This is a genomic window from Stenotrophomonas maltophilia, from assembly GCF_002799245.1.
Taxonomy (GTDB): domain Bacteria; phylum Pseudomonadota; class Gammaproteobacteria; order Xanthomonadales; family Xanthomonadaceae; genus Stenotrophomonas; species Stenotrophomonas maltophilia_S.
Genome location: NZ_NEQV01000004.1, coordinates 122,623 through 143,685, shown reverse-complemented (window position 1 = coordinate 143,685; position 21,063 = coordinate 122,623). Strand labels below are relative to the sequence as shown.

Annotated in this window: 20 protein-coding genes and 1 pseudogene; 15 read left to right on the top strand and 6 right to left on the bottom strand. The window is 64.0% G+C overall.

Annotated features, from left to right (window positions below; translation table 11 throughout):
• The first annotated feature begins 56 nt into the window (after positions 1-56).
• The 4 genes from B9Y64_RS12945 to B9Y64_RS12930 all read left to right on the top strand — a co-directional run bounded on the left by B9Y64_RS12945 (position 57) and on the right by B9Y64_RS12930 (position 5,068).
• Positions 57-506: a cupin gene (locus B9Y64_RS12945; protein WP_100441055.1), complete on the top strand. Its 450-nt coding sequence runs from the start codon at positions 57-59 to the stop codon at positions 504-506.
• Positions 507-605: 99 nt separating this feature from the next.
• On the top strand, positions 606-1,634 hold the full coding sequence (gene adhP / locus B9Y64_RS12940) for an alcohol dehydrogenase AdhP (protein WP_100441054.1): 1,029 nt from the start codon (positions 606-608) through the stop codon (positions 1,632-1,634).
• Positions 1,635-1,747: 113 nt separating this feature from the next.
• A complete protein-coding gene (locus tag B9Y64_RS12935; RefSeq protein WP_100441053.1) occupies positions 1,748-2,146 on the top strand; it encodes a hypothetical protein in 399 nt (132 codons plus the stop codon).
• A gap of 117 nt (positions 2,147-2,263) precedes the next feature.
• Positions 2,264-5,068, top strand: coding sequence for a TonB-dependent receptor (locus tag B9Y64_RS12930; protein WP_100441052.1), 2,805 nt, complete (start codon positions 2,264-2,266; stop codon positions 5,066-5,068).
• A gap of 551 nt (positions 5,069-5,619) precedes the next feature.
• Here the strand turns inward: B9Y64_RS12930 and B9Y64_RS12925 are convergent.
• On the bottom strand, positions 5,620-6,018 hold the full coding sequence (locus B9Y64_RS12925) for a hypothetical protein (RefSeq protein WP_100441051.1): 399 nt from the start codon (positions 6,016-6,018) through the stop codon (positions 5,620-5,622).
• Between the two features lie 146 nt (positions 6,019-6,164).
• Between B9Y64_RS12925 and B9Y64_RS12920 the strand changes: the two genes are divergently transcribed.
• Complete coding sequence (locus B9Y64_RS12920; protein WP_100441050.1) at positions 6,165-6,509, top strand: hypothetical protein; 345 nt, start codon at positions 6,165-6,167, stop codon at positions 6,507-6,509.
• Positions 6,510-6,588: 79 nt separating this feature from the next.
• Here the strand turns inward: B9Y64_RS12920 and B9Y64_RS12915 are convergent, their stop codons facing one another.
• A complete protein-coding gene (locus B9Y64_RS12915; RefSeq protein ID WP_100441049.1) occupies positions 6,589-8,682 on the bottom strand; it encodes a TonB-dependent receptor family protein in 2,094 nt (697 codons plus the stop codon).
• Positions 8,683-8,853: 171 nt separating this feature from the next.
• Here B9Y64_RS12915 and B9Y64_RS12910 point away from each other — a divergent pair, with 171 nt between their 5' ends.
• The 4 genes from B9Y64_RS12910 (at position 8,854) to B9Y64_RS12900 (ending at position 12,394) form a co-directional block, all read left to right on the top strand.
• Entirely contained in the window at positions 8,854-10,056 is a 1,203-nt protein-coding gene (locus B9Y64_RS12910; RefSeq protein ID WP_100441048.1) for an aromatic amino acid transaminase, read from the top strand.
• 80 nt (positions 10,057-10,136) lie between these two features.
• A complete protein-coding gene (locus tag B9Y64_RS21960; RefSeq protein ID WP_157804515.1) occupies positions 10,137-10,340 on the top strand; it encodes a hypothetical protein in 204 nt (67 codons plus the stop codon).
• Positions 10,341-10,561: 221 nt separating this feature from the next.
• The gene (locus tag B9Y64_RS12905) at positions 10,562-11,578 is read left to right on the top strand and encodes a class 1 fructose-bisphosphatase (protein WP_100441047.1); all 1,017 of its coding nucleotides are present in this window, start codon (positions 10,562-10,564) and stop codon (positions 11,576-11,578) included.
• Positions 11,579-11,686: 108 nt separating this feature from the next.
• Positions 11,687-12,394, top strand: coding sequence for a 2OG-Fe(II) oxygenase (locus tag B9Y64_RS12900; protein ID WP_032957940.1), 708 nt, complete (start codon positions 11,687-11,689; stop codon positions 12,392-12,394).
• A 56-nt stretch (positions 12,395-12,450) separates the two neighbouring features.
• Here B9Y64_RS12900 and B9Y64_RS12895 read toward each other — a convergent pair.
• Positions 12,451-13,305, bottom strand: a pseudogene (locus tag B9Y64_RS12895) (PA0069 family radical SAM protein); the annotation flags it as partial.
• A 293-nt stretch (positions 13,306-13,598) separates the two neighbouring features.
• On the opposite strand from B9Y64_RS12895, the gene B9Y64_RS12890 reads away from it, so the two are divergent.
• A complete protein-coding gene (locus B9Y64_RS12890) occupies positions 13,599-13,964 on the top strand; it encodes a hypothetical protein (RefSeq protein ID WP_100441045.1) in 366 nt (121 codons plus the stop codon).
• A gap of 802 nt (positions 13,965-14,766) precedes the next feature.
• Here B9Y64_RS12890 and B9Y64_RS12885 read toward each other — a convergent pair.
• Together B9Y64_RS12885 and B9Y64_RS12880 are read right to left on the bottom strand one after the other, a co-directional pair.
• Entirely contained in the window at positions 14,767-15,675 is a 909-nt protein-coding gene (locus tag B9Y64_RS12885; RefSeq protein ID WP_224119317.1) for a hypothetical protein, read from the bottom strand.
• A gap of 459 nt (positions 15,676-16,134) precedes the next feature.
• Complete coding sequence (locus B9Y64_RS12880; RefSeq protein ID WP_021202108.1) at positions 16,135-16,428, bottom strand: ArsR/SmtB family transcription factor; 294 nt, start codon at positions 16,426-16,428, stop codon at positions 16,135-16,137.
• Positions 16,429-16,671: 243 nt separating this feature from the next.
• Between B9Y64_RS12880 and B9Y64_RS12875 the strand changes: the two genes are divergently transcribed.
• The 5 genes from B9Y64_RS12875 to B9Y64_RS12855 are packed head-to-tail and all read left to right on the top strand — an operon-like array spanning position 16,672 to position 19,620.
• The gene (locus B9Y64_RS12875) at positions 16,672-17,541 is read left to right on the top strand and encodes an MBL fold metallo-hydrolase (RefSeq protein ID WP_199849323.1); all 870 of its coding nucleotides are present in this window, start codon (positions 16,672-16,674) and stop codon (positions 17,539-17,541) included.
• A complete protein-coding gene (locus tag B9Y64_RS12870; RefSeq protein ID WP_100441042.1) occupies positions 17,538-17,978 on the top strand; it encodes a YeeE/YedE family protein in 441 nt (146 codons plus the stop codon). The genes B9Y64_RS12875 and B9Y64_RS12870 overlap by 4 nt, the downstream gene beginning before the upstream one ends.
• On the top strand, positions 17,975-18,406 hold the full coding sequence (locus tag B9Y64_RS12865) for a YeeE/YedE family protein (protein ID WP_100441041.1): 432 nt from the start codon (positions 17,975-17,977) through the stop codon (positions 18,404-18,406). Before B9Y64_RS12870 ends, B9Y64_RS12865 begins: the two co-directional genes overlap by 4 nt.
• Entirely contained in the window at positions 18,403-18,840 is a 438-nt protein-coding gene (locus tag B9Y64_RS12860; protein WP_065178729.1) for a TIGR01244 family sulfur transferase, read from the top strand. The genes B9Y64_RS12865 and B9Y64_RS12860 overlap by 4 nt, the downstream gene beginning before the upstream one ends.
• An 18-nt stretch (positions 18,841-18,858) precedes the next feature.
• Entirely contained in the window at positions 18,859-19,620 is a 762-nt protein-coding gene (locus tag B9Y64_RS12855) for a sulfite exporter TauE/SafE family protein (protein WP_080353444.1), read from the top strand.
• 72 nt (positions 19,621-19,692) lie between these two features.
• Here the strand turns inward: B9Y64_RS12855 and B9Y64_RS12850 are convergent, their stop codons facing one another.
• Positions 19,693-20,964, bottom strand: a complete 1,272-nt coding sequence (locus tag B9Y64_RS12850; RefSeq protein ID WP_005420848.1) for a DUF2254 domain-containing protein — start codon at positions 20,962-20,964, stop codon at positions 19,693-19,695.
• Positions 20,965-21,063 lie beyond the last annotated feature (99 nt).

The following is a 21,063-nucleotide window of genomic DNA, read 5'->3' as shown; positions in this document are numbered from 1 at the left end:
ATCGGTGCGCGTAGTCAGCCGTACGCTGGCCACCTCATCAACCGAGGAGACTCCCCATGAAGAACATCAGCGTGTTTCTGGCCTCCCTGCTGGCCCTTTCCTGCGCCGCCTGTGCGTCCGCGAAGGTCGTTCTGGACAATGCCCCTGTATCCCTGTCGGCCGACAAGCTGCAATGGAAGGAGATGCCCGGTACCCAGGGCGCGGTCAGCTACGCCAACACCCAGGGCGACATCCTCAGCAACGGCGAAGGGTTCTACTCGGCGTTCGTGCGCTTCAAGGCAGGTATCGACAATGGCCTGCACACACATACCCAGACACTGCCGACGGTGGTCCTGTCTGGAACGTTCTACGCGCGCATCAATGGGGTGGAAACCCTGTATCCGGCCGGATCGTTCTACAACCTGCCGGCCAACCTGGTACATGAAAGTGGTTGCAAGGCCGGCGAGGATTGTCTGCTGTTCCAGTACCAGGCCAACAACTTCGACCTGAACCCGGCCAAGAACTGACCTGCAGCCGCAACGGAATCTGGATAGTTTGATCGTGATCAAAGCGCCGGCCTCGAGCCGGCGTCATTCTGTGGGCAAGCGCACTACGGAGATCCGAACATGAATTCCACCATGAAGGCCGCCGTCGTACGCGAGTTCGGCAAGCCACTGGTGATCGAGGAAGTCTCGGTACCGCGCCCGGGGGCGGGCGAGGTACTGGTCAGGATCGAGGCCTGTGGCGTCTGCCACACCGACCTGCACGCCGCCGAGGGCGACTGGCCGGTGAAACCGAACCCGCCGTTCATCCCCGGTCACGAGGGCGTGGGGCACGTCGTGGCCGTGGGAGGCGGGGTAGGGCACGTCAAGGAAGGCGACAGGGTCGGCATCCCCTGGTTGTACTCGGCGTGTGGCCATTGCGAACACTGCCTGGGGGGCTGGGAAACGCTGTGCGAAACGCAGCGCAACACCGGCTACTCGGTCAACGGCGGCTTCGCCGAGTACGCATTGGCCGATGCCAACTATGTCGGCCTGCTTCCAAAGGAAGTGGGCTTCGTCGAGATCGCGCCGGTGCTGTGCGCCGGCGTGACCGTCTACAAGGGCCTGAAGGTTACCGACACCAAACCGGGGGACTGGGTGGCGATTTCCGGTATCGGGGGCCTGGGCCACATGGCGGTGCAGTACGCACGGGCGATGGGCCTGAACGTGGCCGCAGTGGACGTGGACGACACCAAGCTTGCGCTTGCGCGGCAGCTGGGCGCGCAGGTCACCGTCAACGCGCGTACCACCGACCCGGCCGCCTTCCTCAGGAAGGAGATCGGTGGCGCCCACGGTGCCCTGGTCACCGCAGTGTCGCCGAAGGCGTTCGAGCAGGCTCTGGGCATGGTCCGCCGTGGCGGCACCGTCTCGCTCAACGGCCTGCCACCCGGCAATTTCCCGCTGGACATCTTCGGCATGGTGCTCAACGGCATCACCGTGCGCGGTTCGATCGTCGGCACCCGGCTGGACCTGCAGGAATCGCTGCAGTTCGCCGCCGAGGGCAGGGTTGCGGCCACGGTCAGCACCGACCGCCTGGAGAACATCAACGACGTGTTCGCGCGCATGCGTGCGGGCACCATCGAAGGCCGCGTGGTGCTCGACTTCGCCGCCTGACCCCCTGTGCATGGCCGCCGTCGCTCCGTCCCCCTCTCCCACGGACGCGGCGGCCATGCCGATCCATCGGGCCGGCAACCCCAGCTTGTCCGCAGCAGCCGTACAATGCGCGCATGCCCGGCCTGCTCAAAACCCTGTTCCTGTCCATCGTCGCCCTGATCGGCGGCGTGCTGTCGCTGGCGCTGGTCAGCAGCGTGGCCAGCTGGCTGCCCCCGTTGCTGGGCATGTCGCCGGACAACAACAGCGTGCAGCTGGGCTGGGATCTCAGCTTCAGCGTGCTTGGTGGCATCGCGGGCATTTCCTTTGCTACCTATTACGCGCCGTGCTGGCCGCGTTCGCATGGCTTCTCGATCTGGTCGCTGATCGCACTGGGTTGTGGCTACGCAATGTGGACGGTGGGTGCGGATTTCCCGTTCTGGTTCGTCATTTCGCTGCTGGCGTCACTGCCGTTGCAGCTGCTGGTCGGCTGGTGGTTTGGCCGCCGCGCCTCGCGCAGCGCAACACAGGCTTAATAATTTCTCCCTAGGCTCGGTGCCGGCCGAACGTCGGCAACGCGGCGCAGGGGTCTGTCCCATGGATATCGGGCAGGCGCGACGCACGTCACCACAGGGAACCGGGGAATCCATCCGATGCGTCACCAGATCCGGGAGGCTGCCACCGCAGCCCCCCATGCGAAGCGTTTGTCCCGTGCCGTGCACGCCGTGCTGATCGGCGGCCTGGCCGTGCTGCCCGTCGATGCCATGGCCGAAGTCGAAGAGGCCGACGGCGATACCCGTGAACAGCTGCAGCAGCTGGACACCGTCACCGTCAATGGCAGCTATGCGAAGAGCCTGGAACGCGCGGTCGATCTCAAGCGCGCCAACATCGGCTTCTCCGATTCGATCGTCGCCACCGACGTCGCCGATTTCCCCGAGCAGAACCTGGCAGAAGCACTGCAGCGCATGCCCGGTGTCACCATCGAGCGCAACAAGGGGCTGGGCAGCAAGGTCAGCGTGCGTGGCCTGCCCAGCGAGTTCACCCTGGTCTCGATCAACAACCTGGCCACGGCCTCCGGCAGCGGCGGTCGCGACGTCCAGTTCGACATCTTCGCCGCCGATGTGGTGCAGACCGTCACCGTACAGAAGTCGCCCACCGCTGCGGACGAAGAAGGCGGCATCGCCGGTTCGGTCTACATCGAAACCGCCAGGCCGTTCGACTACGCCGAGCCGAAATTCAGCGCCTCGGCCGAGGCCTCGCACAACTCGATCAACGGCAAGGTCGACCCGAAGATCTCGTTCCTGGCCAGCGATACCTGGGGCGACTGGGGCGGCCTGGTGTCGTTCTCCAAGGCCAGGCGCAGCAACCGCACCGATTCCAATTCCGGCATCAATTTCCGCCCGATGGGGCGCTTCCTGGAGGCCTCCGGTACGCGTTCGGCGCAGGCCGCAGCGGTGCTGGCGCGCGATGCCGGCATCGCGGTGAAGAACCGCATGGACAAGGACGAGACCAGCCGCATCATCTTCCAGGACAAGGTCGGTGACCGCGTCTACCTCAACGAGCAGGACCAGTGGGGTGCCACCGCGTCGCTGCAGTTCAAGCCCAGCGAAACGTTCTCGCTGAGTTTCGATGCGATGCTCGGCGGCTACGATACGCACGAAGACGAGTACGATGCTGCGGCCTACTCAGCCTCCAGCCGCAGCACGCTGGACCGCATCTACGACTACGACCGCACCACGCTGGGTGACTACGGCATCACTGTGCTCAAGGACGTGGCCTACACCGCCACCCAGCACGAGATCCTGAGCAAGGACCGCAATGCCAACACCGACTATCGCCAGTTCAGCAGCAAGCTGGACTGGAAGCTGGGCGGCTGGGATATCGATGCGCTGGTCGGCTACTCCGGTGCGCGCAGGCGTTCGGACTACGCCAACCTCAAGCACGTCGCCTATGCGCCGTCGCGTACGCGCTGGACCGGCAACGGCGGTGAAACCGTGCCCAGCAGCGCCGGCGGTTTCGACATGTACAACGCGGCGGACAAGTACCTGTTCGAAGCCTACGAAACCGAAGTGGAGAACGTGAAGGACGACAAGTACGCCGCGCAGCTCGACCTGCGCCGGCAGATGAACCTGGCGTTCTTCCCGGCACTGAGCGCGGTGCAGTTCGGTGCGCGCTATACCGACAAGACCAAGCAGCGCGAGTTCGGCAGCGGCAAGATCCAGGGCCCCTCGGCCGGTAGTGCGGCGTGGGTGAACAAGCGTACGCTGGCCGACAGCAACCCGGTGTGGATCAGCCAGCTGGCACCGGGCGGTGCCTATCGCCCGAGCGACCTGGACTGGCAGCAGATCTCCAACGCCTACGCGCGTGCCACCTTCCGCTATCCCGGCTATGCGACGCCGCTGGACCCCGGCCAGTACTACGAGGTGAAGGAGAAGACGCTGGCGCTGTATGCCATGGCCGATTTCTACTTCGACATCGGTCACGTGCCGGTATATGCGAACCTCGGCCTGCGTTCGATCGATACCGACGTCGATTCCTCCGGTTTCCATCCCGTACAGAAGCCTGATGGCAGCAGCGGCTTCACCGCCACCCCCATTTCCAGCAGCGGCGACTACAGCAAGCTGCTGCCCAGCTTCAACATGACCGCCGAGATCGCCGACGGACTGGTGCTGCGCGGCGCGGCGTCGGAGACCCTGATGCGTCCGTCGCTGACCGACATCGCCTACCGTCGTACGGTCAGCTGGAGCAGCTTCCGCTTCATGGATGGCAACCCGGCGCTGAAGCCGACCACCGCCAGGCAGTGGGAAATCGGCCTGGAGAAATACCTGCAGAACGGCGGCCTGCTGGCCGCGTCATATTTCTCCAAGAAGATCGACGGCGTGGTGCGGCAGTCGCTGACCGGCATCGTGCCCAACGTCGAGAAGCTCAACGCCAACGGTTCGCTGGATGGCTACTACGACTTCGAGGTGTACCAGCCGGTGAATGCCGATGGTTCGTACAAGGTCAGCGGCGTGGAGCTGGTCGCCCAGCTGCCGCTGTCGATGCTGCACCCGGCGCTGGAAGGGTGGGGCATCAATGCCAACTACACGCAGCTGGACAACTCGCTGACCGGCGCATCGGATCTCTCGATCCCGACACCGCCGGAGGGGCTGGCCGAGAAGGCGTACAACTTCACCCTGTACTACGAGAACGACCGCTTCAGCGCGCGCGCCTCGTACAACTACAAGGACAAGTACGTCGAGTACATCCACCTCAACATGTACCCGGTCTACCGCGATGCGTATGGCCAGCTGGATGCCTCGATCGGCTTCCGCCTGGACGACACCTGGAAGCTGAACCTGGAGGCGATCAACCTGCTGGATGAAAAGACCAGCGGTTACACGATCGACAAGGCGTTCCCGACCCAGTACGAGTTCTCCGGGCGCCGCGTCACCTTCGGCATCCGCGCGGATTTCTGATTGATGCAGGGGCGGCGCCTGCAGGCGCCGCCTTTTCCTGTAGAGCCGAGCCCATGCTCGGCTGCTCTTCCCGACGCTGCGCGCCGCCGCCCGAGCATCGGCTCGGGCGCTACGGAATCCTGGCCGGCGTTGTAGAGCCGAGCCCACGCGCGGCTGCTCTTCCCGGCGCTGCGCGCCGCCGCCCGAGCATCGGCTCGGGCGCTACGGAATCGTGGCCGGCGTTGTAGAGCCGAGCCCACGCGCGGCTGCTCTTCCCGGCGCTGCGCGCCGCCGCCCGAGCATCGGCTCGGGCGCTACGGAATCCTGGCCGACGTTGTAGAGCCGAGCCCACGCTCGGCTGCTCTTCCCGGCGCTGCGCGCCGCCGCCCGAGCATCGGCTCGGGCGCTACGGAATCGTGGCCGACGTTGTAGAGCCGAGCCCATGCTCGGCTGCTCTTCCCGGCGCTGCGCGCCGCCGCCCGAGCATCGGCTCGGGCGCTACGGAATCCTGGCCGGCGTTGTAGAGCCGAGCCCATGCTCGGCTGCTTCAGGTGCCCCGGCAGGGCCCGAGGCTACTGCAGCAAAGGCCTCACCGCCGCCGTCGGAATATGGTCCAGCGCGCGCCAGGCGTCTTCCACCACCGGCCGTGCCTGCGACCAGCTCAGCCGCGACTGCCCGCGCATCTGTTCCCAGTGCTCGGCCAGTTCCTCGCAGGTATCGGCGGCGTCACCGCGCGGCCAATCGGCGGCATGGGTGGTCAGTGCGAAGGCGTACACCGGGCAGAGATCGCGCCAGTTGCGGTGGTTCTGGCCACGACGCTCCTCGTAGTCGCTGAGCATGTACTGCAGGTAGTCCTGCGCCACCGCCTGCGGATCTTCATGGCGGCGCGTTCGGCGTTGCGCGGTGCGCTGGCCGAGCGGATCGAGCAGGGCGTTGAACACGGACGGTGCGGGTCGCTCAAGACGGGGCATGGCCGGCTCCTGCAGCGGGGGCGGGTGGGCAGGAATACGCGCGGGGCCGTTACCGGGGGGTGAGCGAGATGTTCATGACGCCAGGTTCGCGGCGGCTTTACCTGCAGGGCGGTGTAGTGGAGGCCCCGAGCGCAGGTAGCCAGACCATGAGCCGAGAGACCTCCCGCGACCCGCTGCGCGCGAACCATCCGCCCATTCCCGGCGAACAGCGTGGCAAGCACGATGCTGACAATGCCGACTACCGTGGCACCGGTGCGCCGTTCTTCGACGCGGAGCACGGAGGCGACCATCTGCCGGTGAAGCACGAGGCTGAACAGGCGGCCCAGGACCGCAAGGATGGCGGCGACCGCCATCGCGGCGGGCAGGAAAGCCCGCTCAAGCGCCGCGAACGCAAGCAGCGCGCCAGCGACAACCAGGACGAGGCGCTGGAGGAAACCTTCCCGGCCAGCGACCCGACCTCGCCCTTCGTGCCAGCCAAGGCACCCGATTGACCGGTAGTGCCGGCCGCTGGCCGGCAGGCTCCTGACGTCCTGCACGGCGCGATGCCGGCCAGCGGCCGGCACTACCGTCCTAGCGCCACGACCACTGCAGGCCGACGTTGGCCCGCCGTCCCGGTCCCGGCTCGTAGAATCGCCCATTGCCGTCGTTGACGATCACCGAGCCGATATAGGCCTGGTCCAGCACGTTCTCCAGGCGCGCGAAGGCGCGCAGCTCGCCCCCCGGCAGCGTCCAGCGACGGCCGGCTTCCAGGTTCAGTAGCGCGTAGCCCGGCGCGCGCTCGGTGGCCAGGTCGTTGACCACGGTATCGCTGCTGGCGGCGGCCTCCAGCGCCCACTGCCAGTCGGCGGGGGTCCACTGCAGCCGGGCGAAGGCCTGCTGGCGCGGCACCCCGGGCAGGCGGCTGCCGGCGGCAACCGGGGTGTTCGAGGTCAGGTACGGCGTACGCACCTGCGCCTGCAGCCAGGTCCAGGCCAGCTGCAGCTCCAGCTGCTCGGCCAACGGCTGCCGATACTGCAGTTCCACACCCTGGCGGCGGGTGCGGCCGATATTGCGATAGGTGCTGCGCCCTCCGATGTTGCTGGCAACGGCCAGCTCATCGTCGGTATCTGCGCGGAACAGGCTGATATCGAGCTGGGTTCCGTCCTGTGCGTGCCATTTGCTGCCTACCTCCAGGCTGCGGCTGCGCGCCGCCGCCAGATCCAGCGCCAATCCCGCCTGTCCATCGGCGCGATACCCCAGCTCGTTGAAGGTGGGCGTCTCGAAGCCGCGGCCCACGGCGGCATGCAGTCGCCACTGCGGGCTGGCCTCGAAGCTGATCCCGGCCACCGGCGTGGTGGCCTGGTAACGGCGGCGGCCACTGTCATCGGGGTTGGCACCGACGATGTAGCGGTCATCGGACTCGAAACGCACCGCGCTGTGGCGCACGCCGGCCAGCAACGACCAGCGCGGGCTCCACTGCCACCAGGCCTGGGCGAACTGGTCCACGTTCTGCACGGTGTCGATCTGGTCGCGGCGCAGGCGCCCGCGCACGCCCAACGTGCTGCCGACGAAGTTCTCGTAGCCGGTGCGGTGCTGGCGCTGGCGGTCGGCACTGAGCCCGGCCACCAGGTCCAGCGGCCGCCCGGCAAGTTCACCGTGCCAGCCCCAGCGCGCGTCGAGGCCGCCATAGCCGCCCTCCAGATCGATCACCCCGCCGGCATGCAGCGGGCTGTTGGCCTGCGCAGCCGGCGGGATCGGCAGGTACTGGGTTACCGCACGCTGCCCGGCATAGCCCATCAGCTGCCAGCGCTGCGCCCCGGTCTCCCGCGTCCAGCGCAGGCCGGCCTGCTGCTGGCGCACCGATTTGCGGGTGTTGTACTGGTGCGCCACTGCGGTGGCCTGGCGCGGATCAGCCGCCACCTGGGCACGGCTCAGGCCCAGCGGGTCCTGCGCGTCAGGGGCATCCAGCGCATTGAGCAGCAGCTCCAGCCGCCCGCCCCCCAGATCGCCACCGATACGCGCATTGAGCGATTCGCGGCGCGCACGGCTGTGATCGCGCCAGCCATCGGTGCGGAAGTGATTGGCGGCGATGTTGTAGTCCAGCCCGTGGCCGGCACCCTTCAATTGCGCGCCGACGCTGAGCGTGTTGTCAGCACCGGCATTGAGCCGCAGCCGCCACGGGTCACCGGCCTGGCCCTGTGCGCTCCACACCTGCAGCACGCCGCCGGAGGAATTGCCGTACAGCGCCGAGAACGGTCCGCGCAGCACGTCGATACGCTCAGCGCCCAGCAGGCTGGCGTGCGACAGCTGGCCCTGGCCATCGGGCATGGTCGCCGGCACGCCGTCGATCAACACCCGCACGCCACGCACACCAAAGGTCGAGCGCGCACCGAAGCCACGGATCGACAGCTGGGTGTCCTGGGCGAAGTTCTGGCGGTCGCGCGCGACCAGGCCCGGCACCCCGGCCAGCGCTTCGGACAGCTGCACGCCGGTGCCTGCACGACTGGCGTCGATCCAGACCGTGTCCTGGCTGGCCGGCAGCGCGAACGGGTCGATACCCGGCACCCGCGCAGCCTGCACCTGCACGCTGGGCAGGGCGGTCGGTGCGGGCTCGGCCACGGCCGCCCAGGGCGACAGCAGCAGGACGGACAACGGCAGGCAACGGTGGCGTGCGGCAGGATTCATGATTCAGGTTGATGGATCGGGCGGCAACGCACGCCATGGTACGGGGCCACGGATGACGATGGCGGCGGCCAGCCCCGGCAGGCTTTGTTACGATGGGCTGTTTCCGGCTGAAAGGCCGCAGACCGCGCAGCGCACTTCCTCCCCCTTTCCGTCTACCGAACGAGTACCGCCGTGTCCTTCTTTGCAAACGTGGAACTGGTCCCAGGCGACCCGATCCTGGGCCTGACCGAGGCGTACAACGCCGACAGCCGCCCGACCAAGGTCAACCTGGGTGTGGGCATCTACTACGACGAGAGCGGCCGCATTCCGCTGCTGCGCGCCGTCAAGCAGATCGAGCAGCAGCTTGCCGCTGAAGCCAAACCGCGCGGCTACCTGCCGATCGACGGCCTGCCGGCCTATACGCAGGCCACGCGTGAGCTGGTGTTCGGCAAGGACTCGCCGCTGCTGGCCGCCGGCCGCGTCACCACGGCACAGACCGTCGGTGGCAGCGGTGCGCTGCGCGTCGGCGCCGACGTGCTGAAGAAGCTGCTGCCGCACGCCACCGTTGCGCTGAGCAACCCGAGCTGGGAAAACCACCGCGCCGTGTTCAGCGCGGCCGGCTTCGAGGTGGTGGAGTATTCCTACTTCGACCCGACCACCCATGGCGTCAACTTCGACGCCCTGCTGGCCGACCTGGGCAAGCTGGAAGCCGGCACCGTGGTGCTGCTGCACGCCTGCTGCCACAACCCCACCGGTGCCGACCTCACGGTCACCCAGTGGAAGCAGGTCGCCCAGCTGCTGAAGGACCGCCAGCTGTTCCCCTTCATCGACATGGCCTACCAGGGCTTCGACAAGGGCATCGAGCAGGACGGCGCCGCCGTGCGCATCATCGCCGAAGCCGGTATCGACAGCTTCATCGTCGCCAACTCGTACTCCAAGTCGTTCTCGCTGTACGGCGAGCGCGTGGGTGCGCTGTCGATGGTGGCGCCGACCGCCGCTGACGCCAAGGCCGTGCAGTCGCAGGTCAAGCGCGTGATCCGCACCATCTACTCCAGCCCGTCCACCCACGGTGCGGCACTGGTGGCCGGCGTGCTGACCAACCCGGAACTGCGCGCGATGTGGGAGCAGGAGCTGACCGAGATGCGCGAGCGCATCCATGCACTGCGCCAGGGCCTGGTCGAGAAGCTGGCCGCTGCGGGTGCACCGCAGTTCGGCTTCATCAACGAGCAGGCCGGCATGTTCTCCTACTCCGGCCTGAGCCGTGAGCAGGTCGAGCGCCTGCGCGACGAGTTCGGCATCTACGCCGTCGGCACCGGCCGCATCTGCGTGGCCGCGCTGAACCAGAACAACCTGGAATACGTCGCCAAGGCCGTGGCCACCGTCGCCAAGGGCTGATCGATCCCTGTAGAGCCGAGCCCGCGCTCGGCTGCTTTTCCGCCGCCAACGACCGGCCGCGCTTCGCGCGTGAGCCGAGCATGGCTCGGCTCTACAAATGCCTGTTGGTCTGCTGCTTCAGCGCAACGCCTCTGGAATACGTCGCCAAGCCCGCGCTCGGCTGCTTTTCCGCCGCCAACGGCCGGCCGCGCGTCGCGCGTGAGCCGAGCATGGCTCGGCTCTACAAACGCCCGTTGGTCTGCTGCTCCAGCGCAACGCGTCTGGAACACGTCGCCAAGGGCTGATCGCCCCCTGTAGAGCCGAGCCCGCGCTCGGCTGCTTTTCCGCCGCCAACGACCGGCCGCGCTTCGCGCGTGAGCCGAGCATGGCTCGGCTCTACAAATGCCTGTTGGTCTGCTGCTCCAGCGCAGCGCACCTGGAAACGATTTCGCCTTCCCGCGCTCACGCACGCCCTCGCCAGACGGGCGACAATAGGCGTTTTCCCGCTGCCGAGACCTGCCCGCTCATGTCCCGTACTTCGTTGACCCGCTTCCTGATCCAGGAACAGCACGCCGGCCGCATCAATGCCGACCTGCGCCAGCTGATCGCGGTCGTCGCCCGCGCCTGCACCAGCATCTCCATCGCCGTCAGCAAGGGCGCCCTCGGTGGCGTGCTCGGCGACGCCGGTACCGGCAACGTGCAAGGTGAAGCGCAGAAGAAGCTGGACGTCATCAGCAACGAGATCCTGCTCGAAGCCAATGCCTGGGGTGGCCACCTCGCCGCCTGCGCCTCGGAGGAAATGGACCACAGCCAGCCGGTGCCGGACATCTATCCGCGCGGTGATTTCCTGCTGCTGTTCGATCCCCTCGATGGCAGCTCCAACATCGACGTCAACGTCTCCGTCGGCACCATCTTCTCGGTGCTGCGCTGCCCGACCAACGTCGAACTGCCGGGCGATGACGCCTTCCTGCAGCCGGGCAGCAAGCAGATCGCCGCCGGCTACTGCATCTATGGGCCCAGCACCCAGCTGGTGCTGACCGTCGGCCACGGCACCCACGCCTTCACCCTGGACCGCGAGAAGGGCGAGTTCGTGCTGACCACCGAGAACATGCAGATTCCGGCGGCCACCCAGGAATTCGCCATCAACATGTCCAACCAGCGTCACTGGGAAGCGCCGATGCAGGCCTACGTCGGCGACCTGCTGGCGGGCAAGGAAGGCGCGCGCGGCAAGAACTTCAACATGCGCTGGATCGCCAGCATGGTGGCCGACGTGCACCGCATCCTGACCCGCGGCGGCATCTTCATCTACCCGTGGGACAAGAAGGATCCGTCCAAGGCCGGCAAGCTGCGCCTGATGTACGAAGCCAACCCGATGGGTTTGCTGGTCGAACAGGCCGGCGGCGCCGCCTGGACCGGCCGCGAGCGCATCCTCAACATCCAGCCCGACCAGCTGCACCAGCGCGTGCCGGTGTTCCTCGGCTCGCGCGAGGAAGTGGCCGAGGCGGTGCGCTACCACCACGCGCACGACGACGCGCAGGGCTGACGGCCCGTTGCCTGACAGCGGTCATGGCAGAGCGATGACATGACCGTGGGGTGACACCGAGGGCGGCAAACGGCACCATCAAGCCGTTGCCGCCTAAGGAATGCACGCATGCACGAGCAGGGCCCGGTCGATTTCATCGAAGTCATCCACAACGCCGTCCCCAGCGAGGTCTGCGCGGCGATCGTCGAGCGCATGCGTGCGACGCGTGGCCTGCTGCCCGGTGCAGTGGGCAGTGGCGTGTTCCCGGAACTCAAGCACAGCAAGGATCTTCGCATCAGCGGCCTGGATGGCTGGCAGGATGTCGACCAGCAGCTGCAGATTGCAGTGTTCAATGGCCTGCTGACTTATCTACGCCGTTATCCACAGGCGTTGATCGCCCCGCTGATGTTGCAGATCCAGGACAGCAACGGCCAACCGCGACGCTTGTCTGCCGAGGACTTTCCTGACATGCCTCAGCAGCAGCTGGCCGATCTGGCCCGCACCTGCCTGCGTCCGGGCGCGATCAACCTGCAGTGGTATGCGGCGGGCGAGGGCGGCTACCCGTACTGGCACTGCGAGCTGTACCCGAAGGATGCCCAGGCCGAGACGCTGCACCGGCACGTGCTGTGGACGCTGTACCTCAACGACGACTTCGACGAAGGCGAAACCGAGTTCCTGTTCCAGGGCCGCAAGATCGCACCGCGCACCGGCAGCCTGCTGATCGCCCCGACGGCGTTCACCCACACCCATCGTGGCAACCGGCCGCAGGGTGGCGACAAGTTCATCGCAACCAGCTGGATCCTGTTCCAGAGTGCGCAGAAGTTGTTCGGGGGGTGACGCCGAGCTGCTCGACGGCCTCGGATGTAGCGTCGAGCCACGCTCGACTGACGGACTCAGAACAGACTACCCTGCGGCGAATCCTGCTTCGGCGGCAGCGGCTTCAGGAACCGGCTGCAATCCAGCTTCGGCCAATGGCTGTTCTGCGCATTGAACCCGAGGCGCTTGCGCGCCAGCTTGAAGCGGTTGTTCAACAGATCGGCATACACGCCCTGGCCGCGCATGCGCGTGCCGAACTGGCTGTCGTAGTCCTTGCCGCCGCGCAGCTGCTGGATGGTGCTCATCACATGCGCGGCGCGCTCGGGATGATGCGTATCCAGCCAGTCGCGGAACAGCGGCGCCACTTCCAGCGGCAGGCGCAGCAGCACGTAGCCTGCGGTGCTGGCGCCGGCATCGTGTGCGGCCTCCAGCACGGCTTCCAGCTCGCTGTCGTTGATCCACGGAATCACCGGCGCCACCATCACACCCACCGGAATGCCGGCTTCATGCAGGCGCTTCATCGCACGCAGCCGTGCATGTGGCGCTGATGCGCGCGGTTCCAGCTTCGCGGAGAGATGCGGGTCCAGTGAGGTCACCGAGAAGTGCACGCTGACCAGGTTCTCCGCGGCCAGCGGCGCGAGCAGATCGATGTCGCGCTCGACCAGTGCGTTCTTGGTGATCAGCGAGAACGGATGCCTGGTCTCCAGCATGACCTCGATCAGCTGGCGGGTCAGCTTGAACTTGCGTTCGATCGGCTGGTACGCATCGGTGTTGATGCCCAGTGCAATCGGCTGCGGCACGTAACCCGGTTTCGACAGTTCCTTGCGCAGCAGATGCGGCGCATTGGTCTTGGCGAACAGCTTGGTCTCGAAGTCCAGCCCCGGCGACAGGTTCAGATAGGCGTGCGAGGGGCGCGCGAAGCAGTAGGAACACCAACACTATATGTGTTTGAGGGGAAGTGTTCAGCGCAACCCCTATCGAACTGGTGCTCTGTCAAGGCTAACGCGGCTCAGGATAGAAATTCCCCCCTAGCCCATGGCAATGAAGGGGAGGTTAGCGTTCCGACTAATGCGGCGAGGACTCAGGGGCACTGTATTGGCCCCGTTGAGCGCCCGACGGCCCGTGAGTGGCCGGGCTAAAACATCGTTTGGTCAGCGTACGCTTCCGGCCAAAAGCGGACACCGCCAAACGCCTGAACTAAGCCGAGCCATCAGGCGGCTTCGGCTTGGAATCGTTAGATGCCGTCACCCGTTCCCTCCGTGACGGCCGCTTTGAGAAGGGGCTTGAGCAGGTTCGCAAAGGTGATCAACGCCGCAAGGGTACTGACGAGCACTTGCTTCGGCGCGCAGCTTGGTGGGAACAGGATCGGTTGGACCTCATTTTCAGCATTGAGCGCATGTTTCATTGTCATTGGCTCAATGTAGGTATCAACTATCTGTTGGGCAATGCGGAAATCTCCCCACTCATGCGCGCATTGATTGCGCAGCTTGTTGAGAAGGCGAGTATCAATGAATTGTTAGACATCAGTGCAAAGCACATGCGCCTTATAGATGGCATGCTGCCTTTCAGCGCCTGCTGCAAAGTGAGGTAGTTCAGCCAACAAGCGATCCACGAGAGGTGCCGGTTCTGGTAGAGGCCGAAACCCAATACCCTCCCACGCCCGCATGCTTGAAGGTGCCATAGCCTGAAGCTGGAACTCCAATGAAGTGAGGTTTGCGAAGTATGGCTCTGGCAGATAGCTACGAGGTATGGATACGTAGCTCGCCCCACAGTGCTTACGAATAAAGGCGTTTCTCAGCTTCTTTGCTGCGTCCGCATCTGTGGCGGACTGCTCGCGAGCGGCAGCTGGGTGATCAAGCTTCTTGCAGTAACGCCACATACGGCCGGTGCAATACGCTTGCGTGAACTTGTGGCTGCGACCTTCGCTGCCAGTGGCGTGCTTGCTGTAAATCCTGGTGCGGAATCCCTCGGTGGCTTTTGGTGTGCTACCGATGTACCGGATTTGTCGTTCATGGTCCCAAAGAGCGTAGATACCGAACTCTTCTGGGAGGTCTGCGAGATTGATTGGCACGGATCGTGTCAGTCTTTCAAAGATACTTCGGCTGTCCACCATCTCCCCCTGCTGCCTAACTACCTTGTAGCCGGATCCCTGGGTCCGGTTACACGACTTATCCACATACCACCATATGGTGGGCTATCCCCGCTGACAGCGGCTCGATCTTAGGGCTGCTGGGTCCGGCTGACAAGCCGAGGCATAGCCGGACCCAGCAAGCAGACCAGGCCGCATTTCAAGAGCAGTGGACAAGCACTGATGGATGTCCGCTTTGGGTCAGTTGCTGCCATGTCGAGCCCACGACAGCTTCCCGCCAGCAGCAGACAGAGAATTCACCGAACTACAGTCCAAAGAATATTCGCCGGTCACTCTCTTTATGCAAGTTGTGCTTAGCTATGTGATAGTGCGCCGGTGCTACACAGTCAGATCTTAATCTGAACGGAAGCTCGTCGATGCATATCTCTGCCACAAGCGCACTGAAATCCTTCTCGTAGCAGGCTTGAAGGACCTTCAGGTTGGTGGACGGGAAGCTGTTTTTGAACTCAATGTTGTACTCGGGAGAGAAGTACCGGATAAGTGATGCCTCATAGAGAGTGATTCGTTCTTGCTCACTAGTCTCGTATAGCTTCTCCAGCCCCGCGCGAATGCGCGTCCCATCATTATCTTTGTTCTTGGCGAATGGATTGAAGAACGTGAAGAGCTGACTGTTGGGAACAACTGTCAACAGCAGCAGGGTTAGCTTGTGCGTCTCAGGAATGCCTTTCAAGGCAATTTTCTGAAGCGTCTCGTGCTTCAGCAGTCTGTCTAAGGCATTGCGTGATCCATCTTTTCCGTAGGCCTGCCCGATGTACTTCACGTCGAAATCTATCGCCTGCGATATGGAGCTTAGTCGTGCCTGTAGGTCCTGAGGACTTGGCCATCCCAAGCGTCCCGATGCATCAACAACGTGATATATGTCATCGACCAGCTGCAACCGACACCCTTCTGGGCACGGGTACTTGACCTCGTAAGTCTGTCCTAGAGCACTCATAAAAATGCTCAGCTTGTCGTTCTCTAGTTTTGCATTCTCAAGGACAATCCTGGGTACGAGCCCAATAAGGTAGATATGGCAATCTTTGACTACGCTCATGACTGAAGCCAACGCATCTTTGTCATAGATTGCTTCTGCTGGAATGGTGCAGTAGCCAGAAGCGTACATTCCTAAAGCGTGCTCGACATCAAACACGGCTTCTTTGAGCTTTTCCTTCATGTCTTGCTTCATCACGTCCCCGTCCGCTGCCCAGAATGATTGCGCCGTGCTAAATGAACAATGGTCGGCTCCTCGAGTCGGGCTATACGAAGTACCCGCAGCCCGTGATTTGAGGACTAGACCCTTGATACGGCCTCATTTTAGGACGGCTGTGGTTCACTTAACAGTCCGATGTGTAGTGAGAGCTACCAGGGTGCAGAGCGTGCGCTCACGCTGATGTCCGCTCTGGATCGAAAGGTGCCATGCCCATGCCACGATAAACAACCTTAATCCACTGCCTTGGCGATGTCCGCTTTCGGCCATAAGCAGACATCCACCCCATCCCTGATAAACATCCCTAGGCCGCAGCAGACCTCGAGCCTGCTGCGGTCAATTGGTTTTGGGGCAGACTACGCCGATGGCCTAAATTCCCCTAGGTCAGTGAGTCTAGCCCGTCCCTTCTAGACGCCTTAGGCCACTTCAAGTTGATGTATCGTCCGCACAGAAGATCCCATGCATCGCGCCCAGCAGTGCTGCAACGCGCGGGTCTGCCATGCGGTAGACGATCGACCGCGATTCCCGTCGGGTCGCTACAAGCTTTCGTTGGCGGAGTTCGGCCAGTTGCTGGGAGAGCGCCGGCTGTCGGATGCCGGTGGCGTCCTCCAGTCCGCTCACCGTCATTTCACCTTGGGCGAGCTGGCACAGCAGCAACAGGCGGGAGGGAGTGGCCATGAAGCGCAGCAACTCGGCCACTTCGGGCACGCGCTCCTTCATCGTGGCTAGGTCTGACGGGCTGAATGGGGGGCTGGTCACGGGTAAGGGCAACTTGGCCGGGTGATGTGATGCAAACACCATGGGGAAGGCGCCCAGTCTAGCATGCTTCTATAGTTGCACACTTTATGTAACTATGTAAGTATTAAGCAACCAATCCCCCCGGAGCCAGTCGTGAACCAATCCGTAGCGGTAGACGCCCCCTTGGAGCAGGCTGTCCGCGTCGTCAACGATGCCCGTGCCGGCCTGCTCCCCTCGCCTCATGTAAAGACCTTCTTCGATCCTGCCACTTTCACTGCCAGTCACGTCGTACGCGATCCATCTTCTTCAGCGTGCGCCATCATCGACAGCGTCCTTGACTTCGACATGGCCGCAGCCCGCACCTCCACTGCCTCCGCATCGGCGTTGGTGGACTACGTGCGGACCGAGCGCCTACAGGTGCAATGGTTGCTGGAAACCCACGCGCATGCCGACCACCTCTCAGCAGCACCATGGCTGCAGGGCCAGGTGGGAGGTACGCTGGCCATCGGCGAGCGCATCACCACTGTCCAGGAAACCTTCGGCAAAGTCTTCAATGCCGGCACTGCATTCAAGCGGGATGGCAGCCAGTTTGATCGGCTGTTCGCCGATGGTGCCTCCTTCCGCATCGGTAATCTCCAGGCGATGTCGCTGCACGTGCCGGGCCACACCCCCGCTTGTATGGCGTACGTGATCGGCGACGCCGTATTTCCTGGAGACACGCTGTTCATGCCGGACTACGGCACCGCCCGCTGCGATTTTCCAGGTGGTTCCGCTCGCCAGTTGTATCGCTCGATCCAGCGCCTTATGTCCCTGCCCGACGCCACCCGCGTCTTCTTGTGCCATGACTACAAGGCCACCGGTCGAAACCATTTCGTATGGGAGACAACCATCCGTGCCGAAAGGACAACCAACCTGCATGTGCACGAGGGCGTGACCGAAGCCATGTTCGTGGAAATGCGGGAAGCCCGTGACGCGACGCTCCCGATGCCGCGACTGATCCTGCCTTCAGTGCAGGTCAACATGTGCGCCGGCCATCTGCCCGAACCCGAGGACAACGGCGTGCGCTACCTCAAGCTGCCGGTGGACCTGCTATGACGCTCTCTCATTTGGCTTGGTACTGGCCACTCGCTGGCGGTGCCATGATTGGAACAGCCGCCGGTGCCTATCTGGTCCTTCTCGGCCGCGTTGCCGGCATCTCGGGTCTACTTGCCAAGACACTGGGCATGCCGGGTGACGGCGGACGCGGGAGTGCAGCCCTATTCCTGGCGGGACTTGCCCTGGCGTCAGGCTTGGCATTGGCGGCCAGGCCCATACTATTGCCGGCGCTCTCCGCAAACGGAGCAGTGGTATTGGTGATTGCCGGACTGCTGGTGGGTTACGGAACTCGCCTTGGCGCTGGCTGTACCAGTGGGCACGGTGTCTGCGGCCTGGGCAGGGGATCGTCGCGGTCGGTGGTGGCTACCTGCGTGTTCATGCTCATGGGCATGGCCACGGCGACCCTGGTACGGATTGTGGCGGGGGGCACGGCATGATCCGTCTCGCCGCGTTCCTGTGCGGCGCACTCTTCGGACTGGGACTGGTCGTATCCGGTATGGCCAACCCAGCCCGCGTGCTTGCTTTCCTTGATGTGAGCGACGCCTGGGACCCCTCCCTGGCGCTGGTCATGCTGGGCGCACTGATCCCTTCCGGCGCAGCCTACCTGTGGATACGCGCCCGCAGAACGCCGCTGCTTGCCGTATCGCTGCACATTCCCACCCATCGCATCATCGATCGGCGCCTGGTGATCGGTGCGGCGATATTCGGCCTGGGTTGGGGTCTGGCCGGACTATGTCCCGGCCCAGCCATCGCGTTGCTGGGAACCGGCCAGCCCTTCGCGATCATCTTCGCCACGGCAATGATCGCTGGCGTGCTCCTGCATGGCCTCATTCACCGCCCCACTGCAACTACGGGAGAACCATGAACCTCAAGCCACTCTCCGCCAGCCTCAAGGTGTCCGGCCAGCTCCTGCCAAAGGACATTGAAGCCCTGAAGGAGCAGGGCTTTGCGAGCGTGATCTGCAACCGCCCCGACGATGAACAGCCGGAGCAGCCCAGTCACCATGCGCTGCAGGCCGCCTGCCACCAGGCGGGCATGCAGTTTGCCTATCTTCCTGCGCTGCCTGGCGTTATTACCGATGATCAGGTGCATACCTTTGCCAAGTTGATCGAAGCGCTGCCAAGCCCTGTTGCCGCGTACTGCAGAACCGGCACCCGTGCTGCGATGCTTTGGGCGCTGTCGGAAGTCGTTCACAATGGAGCGGCGTTTGACCACGTCCTGTCTGTTGCTTCGGATGCAGGCTATGACCTTTCTTCCATCGCAACACGGCTGCAGCAAGGCCCGGCGTCCGGCGACTGACATATGGAAGCGCTATCTCTGCTGCAGTTGGTTCTGGGCGGCCTGTCTGGCGTCCTGGTCGGCTTCGTCCTGGGCGTGGTCGGTGGGGGCGGATCCATCCTGGCGGTGCCACTGATGCTCTACGTGGTCGGAGTGGGAGATCCGCATGTGGCTATCGGCACCAGCGCCCTGGCAGTAGCGGTCAATGCGGTGTCGAATCTGGTGATACATGCCCGTAGAGGGAACGTTCGCTGGCCTTGTGCCTCGGTCTTCGCTCTGGCGGGGATCGCGGGCGCATACCTGGGTTCCAGCTTGGGCAAGGCGTTCGACGGCAGGAGCCTGTTGGCGCTGTTTGCTGTGGCTATGATCGTTGTCGGCATCGCCATGCTTCGCAGGCGCAACACGCCTGGACTCACGGACGCTCGGCTCGGCAGAGGCAACGCGCCCGCGCTGATTGGGCTGGGCGCCACCGCCGGCGGGCTTTCTGGCTTCTTTGGCATTGGCGGAGGCTTTCTCATCGTGCCCGCACTGGTGGCCGCGACGGGCATGCCGATGATCGCCGCAGTCGGAAGCTCGCTCGTCGCCGTCGCCGCATTTGGCATGACCACCGCACTGAACTACGCGCGTACAGGTCTGGTCAACTGGAAGCTCGCGGCAGTTTTCGTCGTTGCCGGCGTGGCTGGCGGTATTGCAGGTGCAGCAACTTCGACGAAGCTGGCCAACTATCGTGGAGCTCTGAACACGGTATTTGCAGTACTGATCTTCATTACTGCCGCATACATGCTGTGGAAGGTGAGCTGACCGGATGTGCTCCAGACCACAGCCGAGCACTGATAGCCAGCGCAGCGCTTCAAAGGCTTTGATAGGAAGATACTACGAACGGTGGTCCACATCTTCCAGAGTCAAATAAGATGCGACGGCTCGAAGCGCCTCGCGATCAGCTTCGAAATCCATGGCCAATAGGCCGCGCTCCAACGCGATGCGGGCATGCGCCTGTGATGCGACTCTTGTCGCTTCATTCGAGGACCCTGCCAACGCTGCGAAGGCCTTCTGCAGCCGGATACTGACCTCCAGGGACGCGGCGGCATCCCTGGCAATCGGAGTGAACGCGTCCTCAAACATGTCGCGTACGTCGAGACACTGCACGTGCACGCGCGGATACAGCACCTCGCCTGTCGCAGCGTCCCCTGCGTGGCTGGACCATGCACAGAGCAGCCTGACACATGTCCCGATGACGTCGATGCAGGTCCCAGGGTCGTTCACCGCAGGTGACATGGCTCGCTGCGCAATTTCCGCAAGCACGACCAGCCCGAACCGTGGGTCATTTTCGATGGAGCGCGCGTCGCTAAAGGAAATGGCTGAGATCACTTCACTCTGTACTTCAGGAAGTAGATTTCCCTCGATGGCTATCAACGGACGGGTTGGGGTTGCGAACGTACCCGGCTGGCAGAGCAGATGAACGCGTAGATCATGTTCCTGCGCAATGGCGTTGATCCGCCCGACATCCACGTGTTCAACGTAGGCCACCTGATCGCCGACCAGCTGCACCGCCCCCTCTCCTACCCGAACCGCACTGGCTCCGCCGAGCGAAGGCTCCTCGGCGCGGCGCTTCATTGCCACTTGGGTCGCCCGCTCCACCAGATCGATGGTTTCGCCGACGCGGCCAAAGCGTGAGAACTGCTCGATAGCCCGGAGCAACGTCACTGTGATGACGATGATGACCGCGATGGTTGCCCCGAACAGTACAAGCCGGCCGCTATCTCCGTAGATGCCAGTGCTGAGCGCGATGAGGCCCACGATCGAGAACAGGAAGGCACCAATGAAGGTGGCCAGCGCACCTTGGGCCCGGGTGTCTTCGATCAGCAGGCGGGCCGCGCGCGGGGTGGCGCTGTTGGACGCGGACCCGTATGCCGAGACCATGGTGGACAGCGAGAAGGTGGTTACCGTCAGCATCGACGCGGCAAGAATGCCAAGAATGTTGCCGACGGAATCTGCGCCGATCCGTGCGGCAAGGCCGACGGGAATGAGGAACTTCAGGAACGCGCCCGCCAACGCCGTGATGATGCCTAGGGCGCCATACAGGGTCGAGCGGAACCACATCCGCTTTGTAACTTTGCTGGCTGCAAGCCTCAATCTGGTGAGCATGGGCTACTTCCTGGGAAGTTCGACCATCAATAGCACGGCCGGGCGCCGAGGCCACGTCAACGCAGGGTCATGCCCGACCCAAGGCAGATGCCGCTACTC

Coding starts and splice junctions, on each gene's coding strand:
- B9Y64_RS12945 (WP_100441055.1), top strand. CDS start 57: ATGAAGAACATCAGCGTGTTTCTGGCCTCCCTGCTGGCCCTTTCCTGC.
- adhP (WP_100441054.1), top strand. CDS start 606: ATGAATTCCACCATGAAGGCCGCCGTCGTACGCGAGTTCGGCAAGCCA.
- B9Y64_RS12935 (WP_100441053.1), top strand. CDS start 1,748: ATGCCCGGCCTGCTCAAAACCCTGTTCCTGTCCATCGTCGCCCTGATC.
- B9Y64_RS12930 (WP_100441052.1), top strand. CDS start 2,264: ATGCGTCACCAGATCCGGGAGGCTGCCACCGCAGCCCCCCATGCGAAG.
- B9Y64_RS12925 (WP_100441051.1), bottom strand. CDS start 6,018: ATGCCCCGTCTTGAGCGACCCGCACCGTCCGTGTTCAACGCCCTGCTC.
- B9Y64_RS12920 (WP_100441050.1), top strand. CDS start 6,165: ATGAGCCGAGAGACCTCCCGCGACCCGCTGCGCGCGAACCATCCGCCC.
- B9Y64_RS12915 (WP_100441049.1), bottom strand. CDS start 8,682: ATGAATCCTGCCGCACGCCACCGTTGCCTGCCGTTGTCCGTCCTGCTG.
- B9Y64_RS21960 (WP_157804515.1), top strand. CDS start 10,137: ATGGCTCGGCTCTACAAATGCCTGTTGGTCTGCTGCTTCAGCGCAACG.
- B9Y64_RS12905 (WP_100441047.1), top strand. CDS start 10,562: ATGTCCCGTACTTCGTTGACCCGCTTCCTGATCCAGGAACAGCACGCC.
- B9Y64_RS12900 (WP_032957940.1), top strand. CDS start 11,687: ATGCACGAGCAGGGCCCGGTCGATTTCATCGAAGTCATCCACAACGCC.
- B9Y64_RS12885 (WP_224119317.1), bottom strand. CDS start 15,675: ATGAAGGAAAAGCTCAAAGAAGCCGTGTTTGATGTCGAGCACGCTTTA.
- B9Y64_RS12880 (WP_021202108.1), bottom strand. CDS start 16,428: ATGAAGGAGCGCGTGCCCGAAGTGGCCGAGTTGCTGCGCTTCATGGCC.
- B9Y64_RS12870 (WP_100441042.1), top strand. CDS start 17,538: ATGACGCTCTCTCATTTGGCTTGGTACTGGCCACTCGCTGGCGGTGCC.
- B9Y64_RS12865 (WP_100441041.1), top strand. CDS start 17,975: ATGATCCGTCTCGCCGCGTTCCTGTGCGGCGCACTCTTCGGACTGGGA.
- B9Y64_RS12860 (WP_065178729.1), top strand. CDS start 18,403: ATGAACCTCAAGCCACTCTCCGCCAGCCTCAAGGTGTCCGGCCAGCTC.
- B9Y64_RS12850 (WP_005420848.1), bottom strand. CDS start 20,964: ATGCTCACCAGATTGAGGCTTGCAGCCAGCAAAGTTACAAAGCGGATG.